Here is a 22795-nt window from a genome sequence, read left to right as displayed (position 1 = left end):
TCCGCTATAAGCAAAGAGGCTATAACATAAATTAATTGGGTCGTTAGTCGCCAAACAGACATTAATAATAGTCAGTTACTCATCAAAAAGGGTAATTTTCAAATAGAAAATTGCCCTTTTGATTCCATTTTGAGGCTGATCCATGTCAAGCGATTACACTCCCTGCGGCATTTGCTTCATAGTTTCGGCCAGGTCAAGCTCCAGGCCTTTGGCTACCGCCATACCTAAGTTGATATCGGCCCTAAACCAATGGCATAACTGGCGGTTAGTGATCAACTCCTTTTTAGGGCCTTCGATACCTTTCATCGAGTTTACAATATTGCTTACGAGGTTCTTTTTGGCCTCACAGTCCATCAGCCTGTACAGGTCGCCGGGTTGGGTATAATGATCATTTTCCCCTTCGGCATTGCGGTCGTACCAGTCGCCCACCGGGCTGCCAAAGTCCCAGGCGGGCTCTTTGTAGCTTTGATCTATTACAATATCATCAAAACTGTTAGGAAAATAGTTAGGGCCTGAACCGCCATTTCCGTTTACAGTCATCTGGCCATCGCGCTGGTAATTGCTCACCAGGTAAGGGCATTTATTTACAGGGATCTGCTCGTAGTTACCGCCTAAACGATAACGGTGCGCATCGGGGTATGACAGGATGCGTCCCTGCAGCATTTTATCGGGTGAGTAACCAATACCGTCAACAACATGCGCAGGTGCAAAAGCAGCCTGCTCCACATGCGCAAAATAGTTATCCGGGTTTTCGTTCAGTTCCAATACGCCCACATCAATCAGCGGATAATCGGCATGGGGCCATACCTTGGTTAAATCAAACGGGTTAATGTGGTAGGTTTTGGCATCCGCCTCGGGCATTACCTGTATTTTAAGCGACCATTTCGGGAAATCGCCATTATCTATAGCGGTTAACAGATCATGCTGCGCAAAATCGGGCGCTTTACCGCGCATCTCCGCGGCCTCGGCATCGGTGAAATTTTTAATGCCTTGTTGGGTTTTAAAATGGAATTTCACCCAAAACCTTTCGTTTTTGGCGTTAATGAGCGAAAAAGTATGGCTGCCGAAACCATCCATATGGCGGTATCCGTAAGGAGTGCCCCTATCGCTCATTAAAATAGTTACCTGGTGCAGGCTTTCGGGGTTAAGCGACCAGAAATCCCACATCATGGTAGCGCTTTTGCAGTTGGTATACGGATCGCGTTTTTGCGTATGGATAAAATCACCAAACTTTTTGGCATCTTTTATAAAAAACACCGGGGTGTTATTGCCTACAAGGTCCCAGTTGCCGTCTTCGGTATAAAATTTAATGGCAAAGCCGCGCGGGTCGCGCTCGGTATCTGCCGATCCTTTTTCGCCGCCCACGGTAGAAAAGCGCAGGAACAACCTGGTTTGCTTACCAATAGTATTAAAAACCTTGGCGCGGGTATACCGGCTGATATCGTGTGTAACCGTAAATGTACCGTATGCGCCCGAGCCTTTGGCATGCACAACGCGCTCGGGGATGCGTTCGCGGTTAAAGTGTGCCATTTTTTCATGCAAAATATAATCCTGCAACAAAACAGGGCCGCGGGGACCGGCGGTCATCGAGTTTTCATTCTCTGTATAAGGCCTGCCCGAAGCGGTAGTAAGCTTCCTTTTGTTTTCCATATCGGTTGGGTTTGATACTTCAAACTTGACGAAAATATTTCAATAGAGAAAATCAATAATTATTATCTTCGCATAGCATTCTTCTATATTACATGACTATTACACAACTGGAGTATATTGTGGCAGTTGATACCTACCGCAGTTTTGTAGCCGCGGCCGATAAGTGTTTTGTAACCCAGCCAACGCTAAGTATGCAGGTACAAAAACTGGAGGACAACCTTGGTGTAAAAATATTCGACCGCAGCAAACAACCCGTTGTACCCACCGAAATAGGCATCGAGATCATTAACCAGGCAAGGATCATGCTGTCTGAAGGCGAAAAGATCAAAGAGATCATCACCGACAGGCAAAAGGAACTTTCGGGCGAATTGCGCGTGGGCATCATCCCAACCGTAGCGCCTTACATATTACCCAAAATCATCCACGGCTTTATTGAAAAATACCCGCAGGTAAAACTGGTGGTGTGGGAGCAAACTACCGAAGAGATCATCCAGCAGTTAAAGTTAGGGATGCTTGACTGCGGCATCCTTTCTACCCCCCTGCATGAAACCAGCCTTACCGAGATCCCTGTATTTTACGAAAACTTTGTAGCCTACGTATCAAAAAACAGCAAGCTCTCCAAAAAGAAAAATATCGTGCCGGATGATATCGATATGGAAGAGATCTGGATCCTGAACGAAGGCCACTGCATGCGCGAACAGGTGTTAAATATCTGCCAGCGCCGCAAATCAACCCGCGGCTTTCAACACTTTGAATACAACACAGGCAGCGTTGAAACACTGAAACGCATGGTTGACCAAAACAACGGCGCCACCATCCTGCCCGAACTTGCTTTATCCGAACTTACCGAAAAACAGCTGGATAAGGTACGCCATTTCCGCTCGCCCGAGCCGGCCCGCGAGGTAAGCATTGTGATACAGCGCAATTTTTTAAAACGCCGTATGATAGAAGCATTAAAAAATGAAATCCTGGAGTTTGTGCCTAAACGCATGAAAAGCAGGAAGAAGAAAGAAGTGATGGATATTTAATCTCTTTGCCTTTTCTGTTTTTCCTATTCACTCAGTTTCTCTATTCAATTAAAGCAGCACATGGTTACAACCTGCCTGCATTTCTTTGGCTACAATCGTTAAACCCAGCGAATTTTCTACAGGTGAATATCGTATACTATATTTCAACAAGTAACTCCCAATACCAAACTTATTCTGATGTATCTAACTTTACATAATAAACCATTGTTAATCAATTACTAAAATATATTTATTTAGATTTATTTTAAATAACTTGCATCGAAACCTTCCGGCAGTTATTTTTGTCAAATTATTTATATTTAGTCTAAATAGCAATGATTCGACCGATACAAACGTTCCGCAAACTACTTGCCCTCTCATTTCTGGTGGTTTTTATTTTGTTCCATATAAAGCCTGCGCTTGCCGAAATTAAGCCGGGCACCGTCACCGGCACCATTACTACTGCCGATGGGGAAGCCGTGCCGGGTGTTACAGTAAGCCTTAAAGGTACCGGCGTAAATGCCGGTACAATTACCAACGAAAGCGGCAGGTTTACCTTTAACAAGGTAAAACCTGGCAATTACACCATTAAAGTGAGTTTTGTTGGCTTAGCCACCGAAGAAAAAACAATTGAAGTAACAGACGGGCAACGCGTGGTAGTAAACTTTATGCTGCGCGAAAACGCCAGCCAGATTGGCGAGGTGTTGATTTCGGGACGTAAGCAGAAATATAAGATAGATGAGCCGTCAACAAGCTTAAGGCTTAACGAACCCTTGCTTGAGGTTGCGCAAAACATCCAGGTGGTATCGTCAGACCAGATTAAAGACCAGCAGATCTTTAACATGCTGGAAGGCGTTTCGCGCAATGTGAGTGGTTTAACTATGCAGGAGCACTGGGGTAATTATGCCCGTGTTAACGGCCGGGGCGACAGGCTTGCACCTTTTCGCAACGGAATGAACATTGAAGCTACCTGGGGTCCGCTCACAGAAGACATGTCGTTTGTTGACCGGATTGAATTTGTAAAGGGCCCGGCAGCGTTTATGCTGGCTAATGGTAATCCGTCCGGTTTTTACAACGTAGTAACCAAAAAGCCTACGGGCACAACAAGCCAGGCATTTAATTTTACTGCAGGCAGCTTTAACAGCTACCGCGCCACTGCCGATTTGGATGGCGTGCTTACCAAAGATGGTAAATTACAATATCGCCTTAACCTGATGGGGCAGCTATCAAAATCATGGCGCCCTTATGATTTTACCAACCGTACGGCCATCGCACCGGTGTTACGTTATAAGTTTGACAGCAAAAACACGGTTACTGCCGAGTATACTTACCAGTACCAGCGCATGAACGCCTTTGGTACGGCTTACCTGTTCTCCACAAATGGTTACGCTTCATTGCCCCGCGATTTTACCAACGCGCCGTCAAACTCGCCATCATCGGGCATACAAGATCATAGCGCGTTTTTAACTTACGAACACGCTTTTAACAGCAAGTGGAAAGTTACCGCCCAGGGCGCTTACTTTTATTATAAACAAGACGCGTACAGCTACTGGATCAACAGCATTAAAGAAAATGGCGATGTTAACCGTAACCTGGGTTTATGGGATGCAGTTAATAAAAACAAATTTGCCCAGGCCTTTTTAAACGGCGAGTTTAATACAGGTAAAATAGTTCACCGTTTATTAGGTGGCGTTGATGTTGGCGATAAATATTATATCCCGGATTATATGCAATCCGGTTCGCTCGATCCTGACCCGGCAAATCCTTTTAATATCTATCATCCAAATAATGGCCCGGTTACCTTGCCAACTTTCAATACGTCGCAACCGCTCAGCGTACGCGGCAAAGACTTCGTAACTACCGAAAAATACCAGTCGTTTTACGCGCAGGATGAATTAGGTTTTTTTGATCAAAAAGTGCGTTTAACCATAGCCGGACGGTATACGCATGCCACCACTACCAGCAATCCAACCACAGGCACCAACGATAAAAAGTTTACGCCCCGCGTTGGCCTGAGTGTTAGTATAGATGCTAATACAAGCGCTTATGCCGTTTATGATCAATCATTTGTGCCGCAAACAGGCAAACTGTTCAGCGGTGAAAAAGTTAAGCCCATCACCGGCAACAACATGGAAATTGGCTTAAAACGCGACTGGTTTGGCGGAAAATGGAATACCACATTATCGGCCTATCGTATCCTCAAAAACAACCAGCTGGTAGCCGATCCCGATCATAACGACCCTGCTCAGAACTACATGGTTCAATTGGGCCAAACCAGGACCAAAGGCATCGAATTTGACGCCCGCGGCGAGATCATCACGGGCCTTAGCCTGATGGTAAACTGGGCCTATACCGATTCTAAAATCTCTAAAAACACCGATGCCTCACTGATAGGCACCCCGGTACCGGGCTTTGCCAAACATGTATCAAACGCCTGGTTAACTTACCGTTTACAACAAGGCACATTAAAAGGCCTTGGCTTTTCAACCGGCTACCAATGGCAGATTGACCGTTTGCCCTGGAGCCTTGGCAGCGGCACTGCAGATTTACCCAACTACTTCCGTTTAGATGCCGGCGCATCTTACCAGATCAGGAAGCTGAGCTTCGCGTTAAATGTGAACAACGTATTAAACAAGTACCTCTACTCCGGCGGTCATGAAAATTACCTGAATACCGAAGGCAAAACTGTTTACACCTGGCAAGCCGAAGCCCCTACAAATATACGCCTGAGCATCGGTTATAGATTTTAATACATGACGCCATTTAAAAAAGCCATATTATTTGTACACCGCTGGCTCGGGTTTATATCCGGGCTGGTGGTGTTTATTGTAAGTATTACCGGTTGTTTATTCTGCTTTCAGGATGAGATCCAGGATGCGCTGTACAATTACCGCCACGTTGAAGTTCAAAACAAGCCCTACATAGCGCCGTCGCTGCTTAAAGCCGAAGCGTTAAAGGGCCGTAAAGGAGCTACAGCAAGCTACATTTATTATTACGGTATTGACAGGCCCGCAGGCGTTTTGGTAAGCGTACCCAAGCAGGGTTTGCTGTATGTTTACCTGAACCCTTATACCGGTAAAATTATCCATACCGAAAGCCCTGCTACTAACTTTTTTATTATTGTAGAGTACATTCACCTGTACCTGCTGCTTCCCGCAAAAGTTGGTCAGATGGTGGTAGGCGTATCGGTAATTGTTTTTATCGTACTGATGATAACCGGCATTGTACTATGGTGGCCCAAACGCAAAAGCGACCGCAAACGCAGTTTCACTATAAAATGGGGTGGCCGCTGGCGCAGGGTAAATTATGACCTGCATAACGTATTGGGCTTTTATGCAACCAGCATTGCCATCATTTTAGCGATTACCGGCCTGTCCATTGCCTACGACTGGGTACGGGAGGGAATTTACAACGCGGCCAATCTCGGCAAAGCCTACCCCGAAGAAAAGGCAGTATTTAAATCCGATTCGACATTGATCGGGAAGGCAGATACCACTCAGGTTATCGATAAAGCGCTCCTGGCGGCCAGGGCCGGGTCTCCCAAAGCCGAAATGTACCTGATTTATGATGATGCCACTAAAACAGGAGCCATAGGCGTTACGGCCTACGCGCAAACATTGCATTATTACAAAAGCGATAGTTACTCGTTTGATAAATACAGCGGTAAACTGCTTAACCGCACGGCCCACGAACAAAAAAGTGCCGGTATGAAGATGAACAACATGAACTATGATGTTCACGTAGGGCAGATCTTAGGTCTGCCGGGTAAGATCATCGCTTTTTTAGCCAGCTTAATTTGCGCGAGCCTGCCGGTAACCGGGTTCATCATCTGGCTGGGGAAGCGCAAGAAAACCAAATCAAAAAAGGTAAAAACGGTAGTGCACAGAAGGACGGTGAGGCAGCATTTGCCAACCGAACACTGATTAAGGGGCATTAATACGGGCGATAAGCGTTGGGCAAAATAACACACGCCTCCTATCAACAGGGGAATCGCACGGGCCTTCGCCTTTTGCTTAAGTTGGTGGCTCTCCCTTTAGGGGGGCGGGGGGCTAATCACCACCTCATCGTCCAGCGGATGGCCGGTACAGGTCAATACCCATCCTTCCGCGATGTCCGTGTCGGTCAGTACATCGTTCTTCACCATTTCAACTTTGCCAGCGATGCATTTCATCATACAGGTTGAGCATACGCCCCCGCGGCAACTGTATGGCAGGGGGATATTATTTTGCAAAGCGGCCTGCAAAATAGATTGATTTTCGCCTACCACAATGTCATGCAGCTCATTACGGTATTGTATTTTGATATTTCGGGGCGGGAAGCTTGCAACAACGCCGGTAACCGGCACGGTTTCGAGTACAAAGTTTTCACGGCGGATGCGGTCTTTTTCAATGCCCATATAAACCAGGTCGAACCGGATCATGCGTATATAAGGGAACGGACCGCATAAATAAAATACGGCATTGTCAAGGTTAAAACGGGCGTGTTGCTTAACCAGTTTTTCAACTTTATCGTTATTTAACCTGTTGGCCTCACTGCTCAGCAGGTGAATGATGTTTAGCCTGTCGGGATGCCCGGCAGCAAGTTTATCCAGTTCATCTTTAAATAAAACCGAACCGGCGTTTTGGTTACTGTATATGAGTGTCAACTTGCTTTCACCGTCGCGGGCGAGTATATATTTCAGCTGTGAAAAAATAGGGGTAATGCCGCTGCCTCCCGCAAATAAAAAAATATCTTTTGGCTGCCGGTAATTGCTGATTGTAAACCTGCCTGCCGGGGCCAGGGCGCTAAGCTGGTCGCCCTCCTTTACTTTGGCAAGCATAAAGCGCGAGATTTCTCCGTTGCTGATCCGCTTAATGGTGATTGCCATAAAAGGCTCATCAGGCGATGAGCTTAACGAATACGACCGCCTGATCTCTTCCTGCCGGTGGTTAAATATCAGCGTAATAAATTGCCCCGCCTCATAGGGTACGGCGCGGCCGTCGGCAGTGCTTAAATAAAACGTGGCTATATCTGCCGATTCCCACTTTACGCGTTCAACTTTTAATTTTAAAATGTGCTCAATCATCAGTTAGTAGCGTTGCTGTTTATCCGCAAGCATTTTGCGGATAACGCTGTTCTTTTTACCGTAAGTATAATAGATAACCAAACCAATAGCAAGCCATACAATGAGGCGCAGCCAGGTATCTCCTGGTAAAAAGGTCATCATGGCAAAGCAGGTCAGGATCCCCAGCACCGGCACCAGCGGTACCAGCGGTGTTTTGAACGGACGATGAACATCGGGTTGCTGTTTACGCAAAATAAGCACTCCGGCGCAAACCATTACAAAGGCCAGCAGGGTACCGATGCTGGTCATTTCGCCAACCACCCTGATAGGCACAAAAGCCGCGAAAATGGCGATGAAAGCGCATAGCAGCATATTCGATTTCCATGGGGTACGGAACTTAGGATGCACTTCTGAAAACACCTCCGGCAGCAAACCATCTTTAGACATGGAGAAAAACACCCGCGACTGGCCCAGCAGGTCGACCAGAATAACAGAGGTATAACCTATCAAAATAGCCAGTACAATGGCTTTGCTCAGCCACTGGTAACCGGTTTTTTCGATGGCGATGGCTACCGGTGCGCCCGAGCCTATAAACTCTTTGTAGTTAGCCATGCCCGTCATCACATGGGCAAAAACAATGAATAATACAGTACAGATCAGCAGCGACCCGATGATGCCGATGGGCATATTGCGCTGCGGATTTTTAGCTTCCTGGGCCGCCGTTGATACCGCGTCAAACCCTATGAATACAAAGAAAACCAGCCCGGCGCCCCTCAATATGCCCGACCAGCCATAATCGCCCCAAACGCCGGTATTTTGCGGGATGTAGGGATGGTAGTTTTGCGGGTTGATAAACGCCCAGCCTACCGCTATAAACACCAGCACCACACCAACTTTTAAAGTTACTATAACGGCATTAACCCATGCTGAACCCTTGGTGCCGCGGATAATGATGGCTGTAACCATCACCACAATGAGCGCTGCAGGTAAATTGATGATCCCGTTTACCAAAGTGCCATCAGCCGCCTTAGCCGTTTCAAAAGGCGACATGCTTAATTGCGGCGGCAGGTAAAGATCAAACCATGATAAAAATTTGGTTAAATACTGCGACCAGCTGATGGCCACCGTTGCCGCGCCAACGGCATACTCCAAAGCCAGGTCCCAGCCAATGATCCAGGCAAAAAGTTCGCCCATGGTAGCATATGAATACGTATACGCGCTCCCCGCCACCGGTATCATAGCCGAAAACTCGGCATAGCAAAGCGCCGCGAAAGCGCAACCTACGGCGGCTATTAAAAAAGATATCGTAACAGCCGGGCCCGAATGCTGCCCTGCAGCTATACCTGTTAGCGAAAACAAACCGGCGCCTATAATAATGCCAATGCCTATAAAGATAAGGTTAACCGGCCCTAACGAGCGCTTTAATGAATGTTCACCTTCATTCTTTGATTCGGCAAGAAGGGTTTCGATGGGCTTTTTGATCATGATATAAAAAAAGTCCACAAAGTTAGTAGATTATTGGGACCATCGTGGTGTGATGTATAACGCGTACGTAAAATAAAGATTAGAAAAGTTTGCCAGAACTTGCGCACGTTTAAAACATGTGCTTAACAATGGATCTGCGTTTGTAACGCGCGTCTGGAGCAAGTGTTGTGTATGGGGCAGGGGGGACACTTGTGCATTATGAAAACTATATGCTTTAGAAAGCCACAGGTCATCCACCCACATGTCCCTCACGTAATACTTGCACCAATAGTGATATAACACCAACAAAAAAGCGGCAGGATCATCAAACCCTGCCGCTTTTTATATAAAAGCTTAAATAAAATTAAGCGGTTGCCTTAGCGTAAAGCTCGGCAACGTGGTGCCAGTTAATTACATTCCAGATAGCTGCCAGGTAATCCGGGCGACGGTTCTGGTATTTCAGGTAGTAAGCATGCTCCCAAACATCGATACCTAAAATTGGGGTACCTTTTACTTCGGCGATGTCCATCAATGGGTTATCCTGGTTAGGGGTTGAAGTTACAGCCAGTTTTTTATCGGCAGTAACAATTAACCATGCCCAGCCCGAACCGAAACGGGTTGCACCGGCTTCAGATACTTTGGTTTTGAAATCGGCAAATGAACCGAAAGTGCTTTTAATAGCATCGGCTAAGGCGCCTGTAGGCTCACCGCCACCGTTTGGTGACAACAGCGTCCAGAATAAAGTATGGTTGTAGTGACCACCACCATTGTTACGTACAGCAGCAGGGAATTTTGAGATATTTTTAATGATATCTTCGATGTTGCTATCAGCCTCAGGCTTGCCTTCCAAAGCTTTGTTTAAGTTGGTAACATAAGCCTGGTGGTGTTTGCCGTGGTGAATTTCCATGGTCAGTTTATCAATGTGCGGTTCCAGAGCGTCGGTAGCGTAGGATAACGCCGGTAGTGTAAATGCCATAATCTTAGTTATTAATTTAAAAGTTTACTGTTTGTTGTGACGTAACAAATATAAGCGTTGACAGATGGATTTGTTCTAAATAATTGTCATGTTTTTGAGTTTGTCAAACCTAAGCCCAGCAACAATTATCATCTTAACATCCGAACTACGCGTTTGATACGATAAGTTGCCTTAATTTTTCAGAAACTTCGTTTTTATTTATGGTTGAAGCATCGCGGCGGCATTTCAGGTAATGTTCGCGGGCTATCTTTTCGGCCAGGTCGCCAACCGTTTTAATGTACATTTCCTTGCCAAAACGCCCCGCCAGCTGCAAACCTAAGCCGGCAATAACCATCCCGCCGATACCGATAGCCAGGTAATAAAAAGCCAAAACAAAGCTTACTACCAGCAGCAAGGTAAACGCGTTCACAATCCACTGTTTGGGCTTCAGCAACTGGATCTCAAAACCCATCTCTTCTTCAATAGCGGCAACGGCCTCGATACGGCCATCGCGCGGAAAAAGATCAGCCAGTTTGGTTTGGGGTTTTATGATATCATTATCATGGCCTGCAGAGGCATGAATGGCATTGCGGAGCTTATAAAATGCCTGCTGTGTGGTACAACTGTCGGAATTGGTTTTTTTTACCTTTTCAACAACCACCTCGCACAGTTTACCAAAATTCTGCACCTCGTTGGCCGGTGTATCGTTTAAACTGATGTTAAATGATTTTTCAATTTTCACCAAAACATCACTCATATCTTCAGGGCCGACGTTTTTTAGTTCGACAGCCTGACCATTAGCTTTAACTTTCAATCTATAGTAACTAAATACAACAATAGTGCACCTGCAATTGGGGTTGCAGGTGCACGTTATTAGCAATTAAACTACAAAAGACCGTAATTTAATGTTTTAAATTATCTGCTTAAATACATCGATTTCTCTTTGTACAGGTGCCTGAAGTATGGATCCTGCAGGTTTGGAATGAAGCGGATCGCTTCACCTGTAGATTTCATTTCAGGACCAAGCTCCTTGGTAACCTCCGGGAACTTATCGAAAGAGAATACCGGTTCTTTGATGGCATAACCCCAAAGTTTACGTTCGATGGTAAAGTCGCTCAGTTTGTTAGCTTCCAGCATTACTTTGGTGGCAATGTTGATGTAAGGCACATCATAAGCTTTGGCGATGAAAGGCACGGTACGCGAAGCACGTGGGTTAGCCTCGATCACATAAACCTTATCATCCTTAACCGCGAACTGGATGTTCAGCAAGCCGCGTACATTAAGCGCTTTAGCTATCTTTTTGGTATATTCTTCTATCTGCTGGATAACCACGTCCGAGAAATCGAAAGGAGGCAGTACAGCGTACGAGTCGCCGGAGTGGATACCCGCAGGCTCGATGTGTTCCATCATACCTACAATGTGGGTGTCTTCGCCATCGCTGATCGAGTCTGACTCGGCTTCGGCGGCACGGTCAAGAAAGTGGTCGATCAGTACACGGTTACCCGGCAGGTTGCGCAGCAAGCTTACTACAGCTTTTTCCAGGTCTTCATCGTTAATTACAATGCTCATGCCCTGGCCGCCTAATACGTAGCTTGGGCGTACCAGTACAGGGTAACCAACTTTGTGGGCAACCTCAAGGGCTTCTTCAGCGCTTTCGGCCACACCGTATTTTGGATAGGGGATATCAAGGTCTTTCAGCAGGTCGGAGAAACGGCCGCGGTCTTCGGCAATGTCCATATCATTGAATGATGTACCAATGATGCGGATGCCGTGCTGGTGCATTTTCTCGGCCATTTTAAGGGCTGTCTGACCGCCAAGCTGTACAATTACACCGTAAGGCTGCTCAAGGTCGATGATCTCGCGAACATGCTCCCAGTAAACCGGTTCGAAGTACAGTTTATCGGCCATGTTAAAGTCGGTTGATACGGTTTCAGGGTTACAGTTAACCATGATCGCCTCGTAACCGGCCTCTTTAGCAGCAAGTAAGCCGTGTACACAGCTGTAATCAAACTCAATACCCTGGCCAATACGGTTAGGGCCCGAGCCTAATACGATGATCTTTTTCCTGTCGGAGGCTACCGATTCGTTTTCGCCCTCGTAGCTTGAATAGTAGTAAGGGGTTTTGGCCGGGAATTCAGCGGCGCAGGTATCAACCATTTTATACACCCGGCGCATGCCCAGGGCTTTGCGGCGCTGATAAACATCCTCTTCGGTTACGTTGCCTAAAATGTGGGCTATCTGTACATCCGAGAAACCTTTCTGTTTCAATTGGAACAGGAATTCTTCGGGAACATTGTTCAGCGAGTAGCGGCGAAGCTCGGTTTCCATGTTAACCAGGTCCTGGATCTGGTTAAGGAACCAGCGATCGATCTTGGTTGCCTTACGTACCGATTCGATTGGCACACCAAGGCTCAGGGCGTCATAAATATGGAACAACCTGTCCCAGCTTGGATGCTCAAGGCTGGCCATGATCTCTTCGAGGTTGCGGCTCTGGCGACCGTCGGCACCTAAGCCGGCGCGGCCGATTTCCAAACTCTGGCAGGCTTTCTGCAAAGCCTCGGTAAAGCTGCGGCCAATGCCCATAACTTCACCTACCGATTTCATTTGCAGGCCTAATTCTTTGTTGGCGCCTTTAAATTTATCAAAGTTCCAGCGAGGTATTTTCACAATCACATAATCCAGCGTAGGCTCAAAATAGGCCGAAGTGGTTTTGGTGATCTGGTTTTCAATTTCGTCAAGGTTATAACCTATAGCCAGTTTAGCGGCAATTTTAGCGATCGGGTAACCGGTAGCTTTCGATGCCAGGGCTGATGAGCGCGATACGCGCGGGTTGATCTCGATAGCGATGATCTCTTCATTGGCCGGGTTTACCGAAAACTGCACGTTACAGCCGCCCGCGAAGTTACCGATGGCGCGCATCATTTTGATGGCCTGGTTACGCATTTGCTGGTAGCAGCGGTCGCTCAGGGTCATGGCCGGGGCCACGGTGATCGAATCGCCGGTGTGGATCCCCATCGGGTCGAAGTTTTCTATCGAGCAGATGATGATCACGTTATCATTGCTATCGCGCAGCAACTCCAGTTCGTATTCCTTCCAGCCAAACACAGCCTGTTCAACCAGTACCTCATGGGTAGGAGAAGCCTGCAGGCCGCGGTTAAGGGCAGTGTCAAAATCTTCTTTTTTATGCACAAAGCCGGCACCCTTTCCTCCCAGCGTATAGCTTGGGCGGATAACTAACGGAAAGCCTATTTCCTGCGCGGCTTCCTTGCCTTCAAGGAAAGAATTGGCAATTTTTGATTTGGCTACACCGATACCAATGTCAACCATCAGCTGGCGGAAAGCCTCGCGGTTTTCAGTTTTTTCGATGGCGGCAATGTCAACACCAATTACCTTAACGCCATACTTTTCCCATATGCCGCGTTCTGAGGCTTCGATACAAAGGTTAAGCGCTGTTTGTCCGCCCATGGTAGGCAACACAGCGTCAATCTGTTGTTCGCTTAAAATTTTCTCAATGCTTTCGCAGGTTAGCGGCAAAAGGTACACGTGGTCGCTGATCACCTTATCCGTCATGATAGTTGCCGGATTGCTGTTGATGATAGAAACGGAGATGCCTTCTTCTTTTAGCGAGAGAGCGGCTTGAGAGCCGGAATAATCAAATTCGCATGCCTGGCCGATAATGATTGGACCTGAGCCGATGATCAGGACGGATTTGATGGAGGTGTCTTTGGGCATAGGGCTTTTATTTTTAAAAAGTTCCAAGTCAAAAGTCCATTGTCAATCATGACGATAAACTGTTTTACCTATGCGCTGAAAGCCAGGAAATCCCGACCTCAGCGTCGGGGTGCAAAGATAGCGTTTTCACAAACACGGTTTATGTTTTTTTTCAGATTTAATATTGGCTCATTTACATCGTGCTTAATTTAAGTTTCAATGCACTTTTTCTTAAAACAATACGCCCGATGTTTTCGTAAAATCTGATTATATTTACATGCGGCCCCGGCTGTAAAATCCCAATTTAACCTGCGCCTGCGTTAAGCCGCAAGTGCCTATATAAAAAAACTATGATGAGGAAGCCCGTTGTATTGCTATTGGCGGCTCTTTTGTTTTTAAGCAGCTGCGCCATGCTGCAATCTGTAGTTAAAGGAACGTTTCCGTATACCGCAAACATGGTGATCCCGGCTTCGGCCAGGGTTGATGAACCGCAAACGGCCATCAGTACAGGCAACAGCTTCGACCAGGATTTTACAAAGGATGGCAACAATGCCAGCCGCATCAGCGAGGTGCGCATCATTTCGGCCAAACTGCAATCCAACGATCCGGCTGATTATAACATCGGTAATATCGCCTCTTTAAGGGTATACATGGCTAAAAACGATGGCAGCGACGAGGTGTTGGTAGCTATCCGTAAAGATATCGCCGCTAATTCGGGCAACAGTATCACACTTGATATAGACAATTCGCACTTTCTGGATGCTTTGGTACGCCAGCCCGGCGTTCGCATCAGGATGGTTTACCGCTTACGTAAGGCTGTTGATACAGATGTAAGTTTAAAAGTATCGCTGGGGGTGGGCTCAAATCCGGCAAACTGATTATTTCAAAGCGAATTTAACAGGTATTGCAAATTGCAACTCTCTTACAGGCAACCCAAACCGGGTAGCTGGCTGCCATTTAGGCGAAAGTTTAATTACACGCACCGCTTCATTATCGAGTGATTCATCTACAGAGTGAAGTACTTTAATATCGGCAAGAGAGCCGTCTTCTTCGATAGCAAAAGAAAGTATTACCCTGCCCTCTATGCCTGCCTTCCGTGCGCTTATAGGGTATATAATATTCTTAGATAAAAAGCTTGCGAATTGTTCAAGCCCGCCCTCAAATTGCGGGGCTCCCCTGCGCGATTTCGCATAGGTGCTTATTTTACCATTTTTTGTTACGGCTGTTCCTGATATTAACACGCCATCCTGGTAAGTTTCGGTAAAAGCGATGCCAATGTCTTGAAAATTACCTTTCCACTGCCCGTCGCGTTTCCCATTTTTAACCGGCCCCTCTTCTTCTATGGAGGTAAACGTATTGTTATAGCCTTTATAATAACCGTTACCGTCGGCCACCTGAACAATACCCAGTGAATCATTATTAGTTATTACCCGGTATGCGTCGGCGTTATCCGGTGTATTATTGTTGGTATTCTCCGTGTATAAGAATTGTGTGTATAACCTTCCATTGGGGTAAAACTCCATATCTGCTCCCATTTTAACCCCGTTTTTATAGCTGGCTAACGACTGTCTTTTACCATTGCTGTAGTAAGTAACACATTGCCCTTCAAACTCCGGCGGATCGACCCTGGTAGATTTACCGGCCAGTTTGTGCACTCCGTTTGAATAAAACTCCAAAACATCAAACACAGTCGAGGTCGAATCCGGCTGGCGTACTATACGGATATAATCTGCGCTGTCGCGCGTACTTACATACTTGCCGTTATTTTTCAGGAAGTAAACGTTTTGCCGCTGGGCGAAGGCTCCGGCTACCGGCGCAAGAAGAAAGAAGATGATAACAATGATTTTCATTTAGTGAATCAGGGCTTAAGCGCCGCTAATTTACTTAATCAGTTTGTTATCCGTATCAGGAAAAATCAAAATAGGTTCGTAATTGCGGGCTTCATCTGCTTCCATGTACGCGTACGACATGATGATCACGATATCGCCAACCTGTGCCAGCCGGGCAGTTGCGCCGTTAAGGCATACCGTACCTGTGCCGCGCTCGCCTTTAATAACGTAAGTTTCAAAGCGCGCGCCGTTATTGTTGTTTACGATCTGTACCTTTTCGTTGGGGATAATATTGGCCGCCTCAATCAGGTCTTCGTCGATGGTGATACTGCCCACATAATTCAACTCGGCCTGAGTTACCTTAACCCGGTGAATTTTGGACTTTAGTACTTCAATTATCATGGTGCAAAGTTAGGAATAAATAGTTCATGGGAACAAGTTCATAGTTGATAGTTCATGGTTCATGGTAGGAAGTTTACAGTTTAATGGAACTTAAAGAATGATGTGGAAATTACCCGTCTGTATAATATGATCCATAAGCTATGAACCATGATCCATGAACCATAAACTATGATCTATGATCCATCAGCTGCCTAAAGCAACACATTGTCTATCAATCTTGTTTTACCTACCCTGGCGGCAACAAGCGCTACCACACTCTCCGATAATTCGGTTGCGGGGTGGAGGGTTTTACCGTCGGCTATTTCAAAGTACTCGAGTTCAACGCCGGGCGTGGCAGAAATTGTTTGGATGGCATGCTGCTGCAGTTCGGCTATTTTTGTTGGTTCGAAGTTTTCTTTAACCCAGTTAAGCGTTTTTGACAAAACCAACGAATTTTTACGGTCATCGGGCGTAAGGTGGATGTTCCTTGAACTCATGGCCAGGCCATCGGGCTCACGCTCAATCGGGCACATCACCAGCTTAACGGGCAAATGCAGCTTCTCGATCATTTTGCTGATCACCAGCACCTGCTGATAATCTTTCTGGCCAAAAAAAGCCACATCCGGCTTTACAATATTAAAAAGCTTATATACCACCTGCGTAACCCCCTGGTAATGGCCCGGCCTGAATTTGCCCTCCAGCAGGTTTTCCAGATCGCCCATATCAAAATGCCATTTCTCATTATCATCATACATCTCGGTTACCTGCGGGTTAAATAAAATATCGCAGTTAATTTCTTCCAGGCGGCGTATATCGTCGGCTATGGGGCGGGGGTATTTTTCAAGGTCTTTGGGATCATTAAACTGGGTGGGGTTTACAAAAATGCTGCACACTACCTGGGTGCTTTGCTGTTTGGCCAATTCAATTAAACCAAGGTGCCCTTTATGCAGCGCGCCCATGGTTGGTACAAAGCCAATTACTTTTACCGGCTTGCGGTTAAAGTAATCTGTTATCTCTTTTTTGGTGGCAAATATTTTCAATGTAACAGGGATTACAAAATCTGGCAAAGGTGTACAATTACTTAAAAATAACCAAAAGTAACTTGCATAATCGGTTGGCAGTTTATATAATAATGGTTATATTTGCACACTCAAATTTTTTGAACTTCTTTACACTTTAAATACTGATTTAGTGATGGGTAAATCTAAGCTTCTGTTTGTAACTCATGAAATGTCTCCTTTTCTCGAACTCACAAAAATTGCTGAAATAACACGCCAACTCCCGCAGGCCATGCAGGAAAAAGGTTACGAGATCCGTATCCTGATGCCGCGTTTCGGCAATATCAATGAGCGCAGGAACCGTCTTCATGAGGTGATCCGGTTATCAGGCATGAACATCATTATTGATGACAACGATAACCCGCTCATCATTAAGGTAGCATCTATCCCGGCGGCGCGCATGCAGGTGTATTTTTTAGATAATGAAGAATATTTTCAGCGTAAACACGTATTTGCCGATAAAGATGGTAAATTTTACGCCGACAACGATGAGCGCATGATCTTTTTTTGCAAGGGTGCGCTCGAAACCGTTAAAAAATTAGGCTGGGCCCCTGATATTATTCATTGCCATGGCTGGATGAGCGCCTTGGTGCCTGCCTACCTCAAAACTACCTACAAAGACGACCCAACCTTTAAGCATTCAAAAATTGTTTATTCAATTTATGAAAACGACCTTAAAGAAAATATGGGTGCCGCTTTTGCCAACAAGGCAGTAATGAGCAACATGACCGAAAAACACGTTGAGCCATACGGAAACGGTTCAATCCCGGCACTTTACGCCGGTGCTATCCACTACTCGGATGGTATTGTTTTAGGCGACGCCAATATCGATACGGATGTGTTAAATAATGTTAAAAACAGCAATAAATCGGTTTTGGAATTTGAATCTACTTCAGATTTCGAAAATTATTACAATTTTTACGACGAAATTACCAACGACGAATTGGTGCATGTTGCATAATACTTAATATTATATATGAAATTTTTCCGATTAGACTTATTGACCCTGTTAATAAGTCTTTTTATTTTGAATGGCTGTAAACGTCAGGACGGCATTGGGCTGGGTGTAAATGATCAGAACCAGATCAGCGGTAACCTGATTGTTGACAGCAACTTGATTGTTAATACAGTTGCGGAAGATACCGCCGCGACATCGGGGCTTTCCAAAACCCCGCTCGCCAACTTTGTCGACCCGGTTTTTGGTACAACCCAATCATTCGTGGCCGTTGGTATAAACCCGCCGGGCAACACCGCTTACTCGGTACCGGCCGGTACCTTATCAATCGATTCGGCTGTACTGGTGCTCAGGTACGCGGATGGCTTTTACGGCGATTCGCTGGCATCACGTTATAAAATAAGCGTTTACCAGCTTCAAAATAAAATAGAAAGCAAAACCTATTATACCAATAACCACTGGGACCCTGATCTGTCACAATTGCTTGGCACAAAAAACTTTACGGCGCGTACGCATGACAGCCTTACCATAGCCCGCATCAGAACAGATACGGTAGACACCATACAAAGGGTACCGCCACAATTACGCGTGCCTTTCAGCAAATCGTTTATTTACAGCCATTTATTTAACGCGCCGGGAAGTGATCTATCATCGGTTGCGAATTTTCAAAATTCGTTTAAAGGCCTGTACCTGAAGCTTGACAGGGCCCAGGCAAGCGATGCCGGCGGTATTATTCAGCTTAATATGTCGTCTTCACATATTGATGTATTTTATAAAGTGGTTAACGGCACAACAACGGATACGGCATCAGTGTCCTTACCGGTATTTAACCGTGCCGCCGAAGTGGTACATACCTATCCCGGTACTATTACAACCGCACTGCAGGCTTCGCAGAATAACCCGGGCGTATCCCAAAATACCATTTACCTGCAGGGCGTTGCCGGCCTGAGGGCTAAGGTGAGCTTCCCTGGCTTAGACAAGCTTGCCGATTCGGCCATTGTAATAAACCGGGCCGAAGTAGTGATCACGCCAAAACCAGGCTCAACGGTACCTTATGCGGCCCTGCCCAAGCTAACCATGTATAAGCTTGATATAGCCGGACAACGAACATTGATACAGGACGCCAACTCACGCGATAACCGCTCACAGCTTTCATACTTTGGTGGCGGCTATAACCGTACAACAAAGCAATACCACTTCCTGGTTACGGCTTTTGTGCAGGACCTCATCAGCAAAAAAGCAGTTGATTACGGAACTTATATAGCACCGGTTGATACTACACTGGTTAATACAACAACAGGCATAGATGTTGGCCCTACCGTACTCACGGCCGCCCGCTCTGTGCTGGTTGGCAGCGATCAAACATCGCCTTACAGCATCCGCCTTAACATCATTTACACCAGGATTCATAAATAACATATCCTGCAAAAAATATAAAGAATCCCCGCTTTGGGGATTTTTTTGTTTAAGCCAAATCCACTTCTTAAAATAATTTTCTAAGTATTTAAAAACTTTACGTTTTCGGCAAAAAATCAAAATAATTATTGCCGATATGTGTTATATAGCTGTTTATTTTGCGGCGTTTAACATTTTTACTTTAAATTTTATGTGCGGAATTGTTGGTTATATAGGGTTCAGGGACGCCTACCCTATCGTTATAAAAGGCTTGCACCGGCTCGAATACCGGGGTTACGATAGCGCAGGCGTAGCCCTGCTTGACGAAGTAGTTAAGGTTTATAAAAAGGCCGGTAAAGTTGAAGACCTCGAAAACTTTGTAAAGGGCATTGACCTTAAAGGTTCTGTTGGTATGGGCCATACGCGCTGGGCCACACACGGCGCACCAAGCGACCGGAATTCGCACCCCCATTCATCGGGCGACCGGAAACTGACCATCATACACAACGGCATTATTGAAAATTACGGCCCCATCAAGGAGACCCTGATTGCCAAGGGCCATGTATTTAAAAGCGATACCGATACCGAGGTTTTAATTCACCTGGTTGAAGATATTCAGCATGCAACCGGCATGGATTTGAAAGAGGCCGTGCGCATTGCGCTGAATAAGGTGATAGGCGCTTACGCTATAGTGATTATGAGTGCCGATGAACCCGATTTGCTGATTGCCGCCCGCAAAGGTAGCCCTATGGTAATAGGCGTTGGCAAAGGCGAATATTTTATCGCATCGGATGCTACGCCTATTGTTGAGTATACCAAAAACGTAATTTACCTCAATGATAATGAAATTGCCTACGTGCAGCGCGAGGGCCTGCTGGTAAAAAACATTGACAACTCGATACAGATCCCCTATATCCAGGAACTTGACCTGAAGCTGGAAATGCTTGAAAAAGGCGGCTACGATCACTTTATGTTAAAGGAGATTTATGAGCAGCCCCGTTCTATCCGCGATTGCCTGCGCGGCCGCATTTACCCTCAACAGGGAAAGGTGCAGCTTGGAGGGATTAAAGAATACACGGAGAAGCTAAAAAACGTCGACAGGATTATCATCGTAGCCTGCGGCACTTCGTGGCATGCCGGCCTGGTAGGCGAATACCTCATTGAGGAATACGCCCGCGTACCGGTTGAGGTGGAGTATGCCTCAGAGTTCAGGTACCGCAACCCGATCATTACCGAAAAGGATCTGGTGATTGCCATCTCCCAATCAGGCGAAACTGCCGATACTATGGCGGCTATTGAATTGGCCAAAGAAAAAGGCGCTACCATTTTTGGTATTTGCAACGTGGTTGGCGCATCCATTCCGCGGTTAACCCATGCCGGGGTTTATACCCACGCGGGGCCGGAAATTGGTGTTGCATCAACCAAGGCCTTTACCGCGCAGGTGAGTGTGCTAACGCTCATTGCCTTTTATATCGCGCAGCAACGCGGAAAAATCACCCGGAATAAAATGGTGGAGTACCTGACCGAACTCGACGCCATCCCCGAACTGGTGAAGGAGGCCCTGAAATGCAACGATCATGTGATGGAGATAGCGGAGCGGTTTAAAGATTCGGCCAATTGCCTGTTCCTGGGCAGGGGCAGCTCGTTCCCGGTAGCGCTGGAGGGTGCCTTAAAGCTGAAGGAAATCTCCTATATTCACGCCGAAGGTTATCCTGCTGCCGAAATGAAGCATGGCCCGATAGCGCTGATTGACGATGCCATGCCGGTGGTATTTATCGCTACCAAACATTCATCGTACGAAAAGGTGATCAGCAACATCCAGGAGGTGAAAGCCCGCAAAGGCCACGTTATCGCCATTGTTACCGAAGGCGACACCGAAGTGAAAAACATGGCCGATTATGTGATCGAGATTCCTCAAACCGATGAAGCATTTGTGCCCCTTGTAGCCACTATACCGCTGCAGCTGTTGGCCTATCATATAGCGGTAATGCGGGGCTGCAACGTTGACCAGCCGCGTAACCTTGCAAAATCAGTTACCGTAGAGTAATTGAAGCTAAAAGCATCAGGCGTAAAGCCGAAAGCTAAAACCGGTATTTTTTGCAGGCCCTTGCCGTAAGCGGCAGGGGTTTTGCTATGTTTGAGGCAAAACAAACTCCTGCATCCTATGAATTTTGAAATTTTTGCACAGGCCGAAACATGGATCTCGCTTATCACGCTCACCTTTTTAGAGATCGTATTAGGCATCGATAACATTGTATTTATTTCCATACTGGCCGATAAGCTGCCCAAAAACCAGCAAAGCCGGGGCCGAAGGGTGGGTTTAGGCATGGCCATGATTACCCGTGTACTGCTGCTGCTTTCTATAAGCTGGGTAATGACCTTAACGGCGCCGCTTTTTAATATAAGCGGTATTTTTGGCATTACTGATACCGATTGGGTCGAAAAACTTGCCATCTCAGGCAGGGACCTCATCCTGATAGTGGGCGGCCTGTTCCTGATTTACAAAAGCACAGCCGAAATCCATCATAAAATTGAGGGAGAAGAAGAAACTGAAGGCCCGGTAAAACGCCATTCGTTTTGGGCCACTATCTTCCAGATCATGCTGCTGGATATCGTTTTCTCGCTCGATTCGGTGATTACCGCGGTAGGTATGGCCAGCCATGTTGAGATAATGATTCTGGCGGTTATTATAGCGGTAGTTATTATGATGTGGGCATCAGATGGCGTAGCATCCTTCGTAAACAAACACCCTACGGTTAAAATGCTGGCCCTGTCATTCTTATTGCTGATAGGCGTTTCATTACTGGCTGAGGCCTTTGAACAGCACATCCCTAAAGGCTATATCTATTTCGCCATGGCGTTTTCGGTTTTGGTGGAAATGCTGAATTTAAAGATGAAAGCGAATAAAGCCCGGAAGCAGTAAAGGGTTATATGTGATGAGCACAAGATGGGCAGGTTGACACCGAGCCTGATCATTATTCATGCAATATTATCTTAACGTGAGTTCGGTTTAAGCAGCTAATAAAAGCTGGTCGTCATTTTCTTGAAATATAATAATTAAGGGAAGGTTTTTAGGGAAGAAATGGTAAGCGCAAAGCACGCCCATAGTGTTCATCAGAAAGTTATTCACGGATCTGAGCCTGGTGTGTTGAAGTTTGCAGATGTTCTTTAGTTCATCGTTTACACATTCAATGATAGCCCTTTTTCTGAGCATTATTTTATCGGCCTGAGAGATGTTAAAGTCTTTCATGTTTTTACGGGGTTTGGTCGGACAGTGAGGTTTTACGGTTTCTGACCTTGTAGCTACCCGCATCAAGTTGATGCCTGGCTATTTCAGACTCAGATT

At 46.2% G+C, this 22795-nt stretch carries 17 protein-coding genes and 1 pseudogene; 8 read left to right on the top strand and 10 right to left on the bottom strand.

All coding sequences use genetic code 11. From position 1 onward, the window contains the following. Positions 1–153: 153 nt before the first annotated feature. A complete protein-coding gene (locus LX99_RS23165; RefSeq protein ID WP_109610116.1) occupies positions 154–1650 on the bottom strand; it encodes a catalase in 1497 nt (498 codons plus the stop codon). 92 nt (positions 1651–1742) lie between these two features. Here LX99_RS23165 and LX99_RS23160 point away from each other — a divergent pair, with 92 nt between their 5' ends. The 3 genes from LX99_RS23160 to LX99_RS23150 all read left to right on the top strand — a co-directional run bounded on the left by LX99_RS23160 (position 1743) and on the right by LX99_RS23150 (position 6580). Then, positions 1743–2678 (top strand): hydrogen peroxide-inducible genes activator, encoded by a 936-nt coding sequence (locus LX99_RS23160; RefSeq protein ID WP_109610114.1) that lies wholly within the window; start codon positions 1743–1745, stop codon positions 2676–2678. A 314-nt stretch (positions 2679–2992) separates the two neighbouring features. Then, a complete protein-coding gene (locus LX99_RS23155) occupies positions 2993–5407 on the top strand; it encodes a TonB-dependent receptor (RefSeq protein ID WP_109610112.1) in 2415 nt (804 codons plus the stop codon). A 3-nt stretch (positions 5408–5410) separates the two neighbouring features. Continuing rightward, a complete protein-coding gene (locus tag LX99_RS23150) occupies positions 5411–6580 on the top strand; it encodes a PepSY-associated TM helix domain-containing protein (protein ID WP_109610110.1) in 1170 nt (389 codons plus the stop codon). Positions 6581–6690: 110 nt separating this feature from the next. Here the strand turns inward: LX99_RS23150 and LX99_RS23145 are convergent, their stop codons facing one another. The 5 genes from LX99_RS23145 to carB form a co-directional block, all read right to left on the bottom strand. Then, on the bottom strand, positions 6691–7722 hold the full coding sequence (locus LX99_RS23145) for a ferredoxin--NADP reductase (RefSeq protein ID WP_109610107.1): 1032 nt from the start codon (positions 7720–7722) through the stop codon (positions 6691–6693). 3 nt (positions 7723–7725) lie between these two features. Continuing rightward, on the bottom strand, positions 7726–9186 hold the full coding sequence (locus LX99_RS23140; RefSeq protein WP_109610105.1) for an amino acid permease: 1461 nt from the start codon (positions 9184–9186) through the stop codon (positions 7726–7728). Between the two features lie 343 nt (positions 9187–9529). Further along, complete coding sequence (locus tag LX99_RS23135; RefSeq protein WP_109610103.1) at positions 9530–10141, bottom strand: superoxide dismutase; 612 nt, start codon at positions 10139–10141, stop codon at positions 9530–9532. 145 nt (positions 10142–10286) lie between these two features. Further along, the gene (locus LX99_RS23130; protein ID WP_022833603.1) at positions 10287–10934 is read right to left on the bottom strand and encodes a hypothetical protein; all 648 of its coding nucleotides are present in this window, start codon (positions 10932–10934) and stop codon (positions 10287–10289) included. A gap of 101 nt (positions 10935–11035) precedes the next feature. Beyond that, on the bottom strand, positions 11036–13852 hold the full coding sequence (carB, locus tag LX99_RS23125) for a carbamoyl-phosphate synthase large subunit (RefSeq protein WP_109610154.1): 2817 nt from the start codon (positions 13850–13852) through the stop codon (positions 11036–11038). A 329-nt stretch (positions 13853–14181) separates the two neighbouring features. Here carB and LX99_RS23120 point away from each other — a divergent pair, with 329 nt between their 5' ends. Beyond that, positions 14182–14709, top strand: coding sequence for a hypothetical protein (locus LX99_RS23120; protein WP_146203202.1), 528 nt, complete (start codon positions 14182–14184; stop codon positions 14707–14709). On the opposite strand, the gene LX99_RS23115 is transcribed toward LX99_RS23120, so the two are convergent. From LX99_RS23115 to panC, 3 genes are all read right to left on the bottom strand, one after another. Continuing rightward, positions 14710–15681: an energy transducer TonB gene (locus LX99_RS23115; protein ID WP_109610101.1), complete on the bottom strand. Its 972-nt coding sequence runs from the start codon at positions 15679–15681 to the stop codon at positions 14710–14712. A gap of 30 nt (positions 15682–15711) precedes the next feature. Next, a complete protein-coding gene (gene panD, locus LX99_RS23110) occupies positions 15712–16062 on the bottom strand; it encodes an aspartate 1-decarboxylase (RefSeq protein WP_109610098.1) in 351 nt (116 codons plus the stop codon). A gap of 191 nt (positions 16063–16253) precedes the next feature. Then, positions 16254–17108, bottom strand: coding sequence for a pantoate--beta-alanine ligase (gene panC / locus LX99_RS23105; RefSeq protein WP_245927998.1), 855 nt, complete (start codon positions 17106–17108; stop codon positions 16254–16256). A gap of 127 nt (positions 17109–17235) precedes the next feature. On the opposite strand from panC, the gene LX99_RS23100 reads away from it, so the two are divergent. The 4 genes from LX99_RS23100 to LX99_RS23085 all read left to right on the top strand — a co-directional run bounded on the left by LX99_RS23100 (position 17236) and on the right by LX99_RS23085 (position 22372). After that, positions 17236–18060 carry a glycogen/starch synthase gene (locus LX99_RS23100; RefSeq protein ID WP_109610096.1) on the top strand — a complete coding sequence of 275 codons (825 nt, stop codon included), beginning with the start codon at positions 17236–17238 and terminating at the stop codon, positions 18058–18060. 15 nt (positions 18061–18075) lie between these two features. Then, complete coding sequence (locus tag LX99_RS23095; protein WP_109610093.1) at positions 18076–19470, top strand: DUF4270 family protein; 1395 nt, start codon at positions 18076–18078, stop codon at positions 19468–19470. A 190-nt stretch (positions 19471–19660) separates the two neighbouring features. Continuing rightward, on the top strand, positions 19661–21496 hold the full coding sequence (gene glmS / locus LX99_RS23090) for a glutamine--fructose-6-phosphate transaminase (isomerizing) (protein ID WP_109610149.1): 1836 nt from the start codon (positions 19661–19663) through the stop codon (positions 21494–21496). Between the two features lie 117 nt (positions 21497–21613). Further along, positions 21614–22372, top strand: a complete 759-nt coding sequence (locus tag LX99_RS23085) for a TerC family protein (protein ID WP_109610091.1) — start codon at positions 21614–21616, stop codon at positions 22370–22372. Between the two features lie 87 nt (positions 22373–22459). Here the strand turns inward: LX99_RS23085 and LX99_RS26510 are convergent. Further along, a pseudogene (locus LX99_RS26510) lies at positions 22460–22717 on the bottom strand (transposase); the annotation flags it as partial. Between the last annotated feature and the right edge of the window lie 78 nt (positions 22718–22795).

The organism is Mucilaginibacter oryzae (assembly GCF_003148845.1).
Lineage (GTDB): Bacteria > Bacteroidota > Bacteroidia > Sphingobacteriales > Sphingobacteriaceae > Mucilaginibacter > Mucilaginibacter oryzae.
The sequence above is the reverse complement of the archived record's forward strand: the minus strand, read 5'-3'. Positions and strand labels throughout refer to the sequence as shown.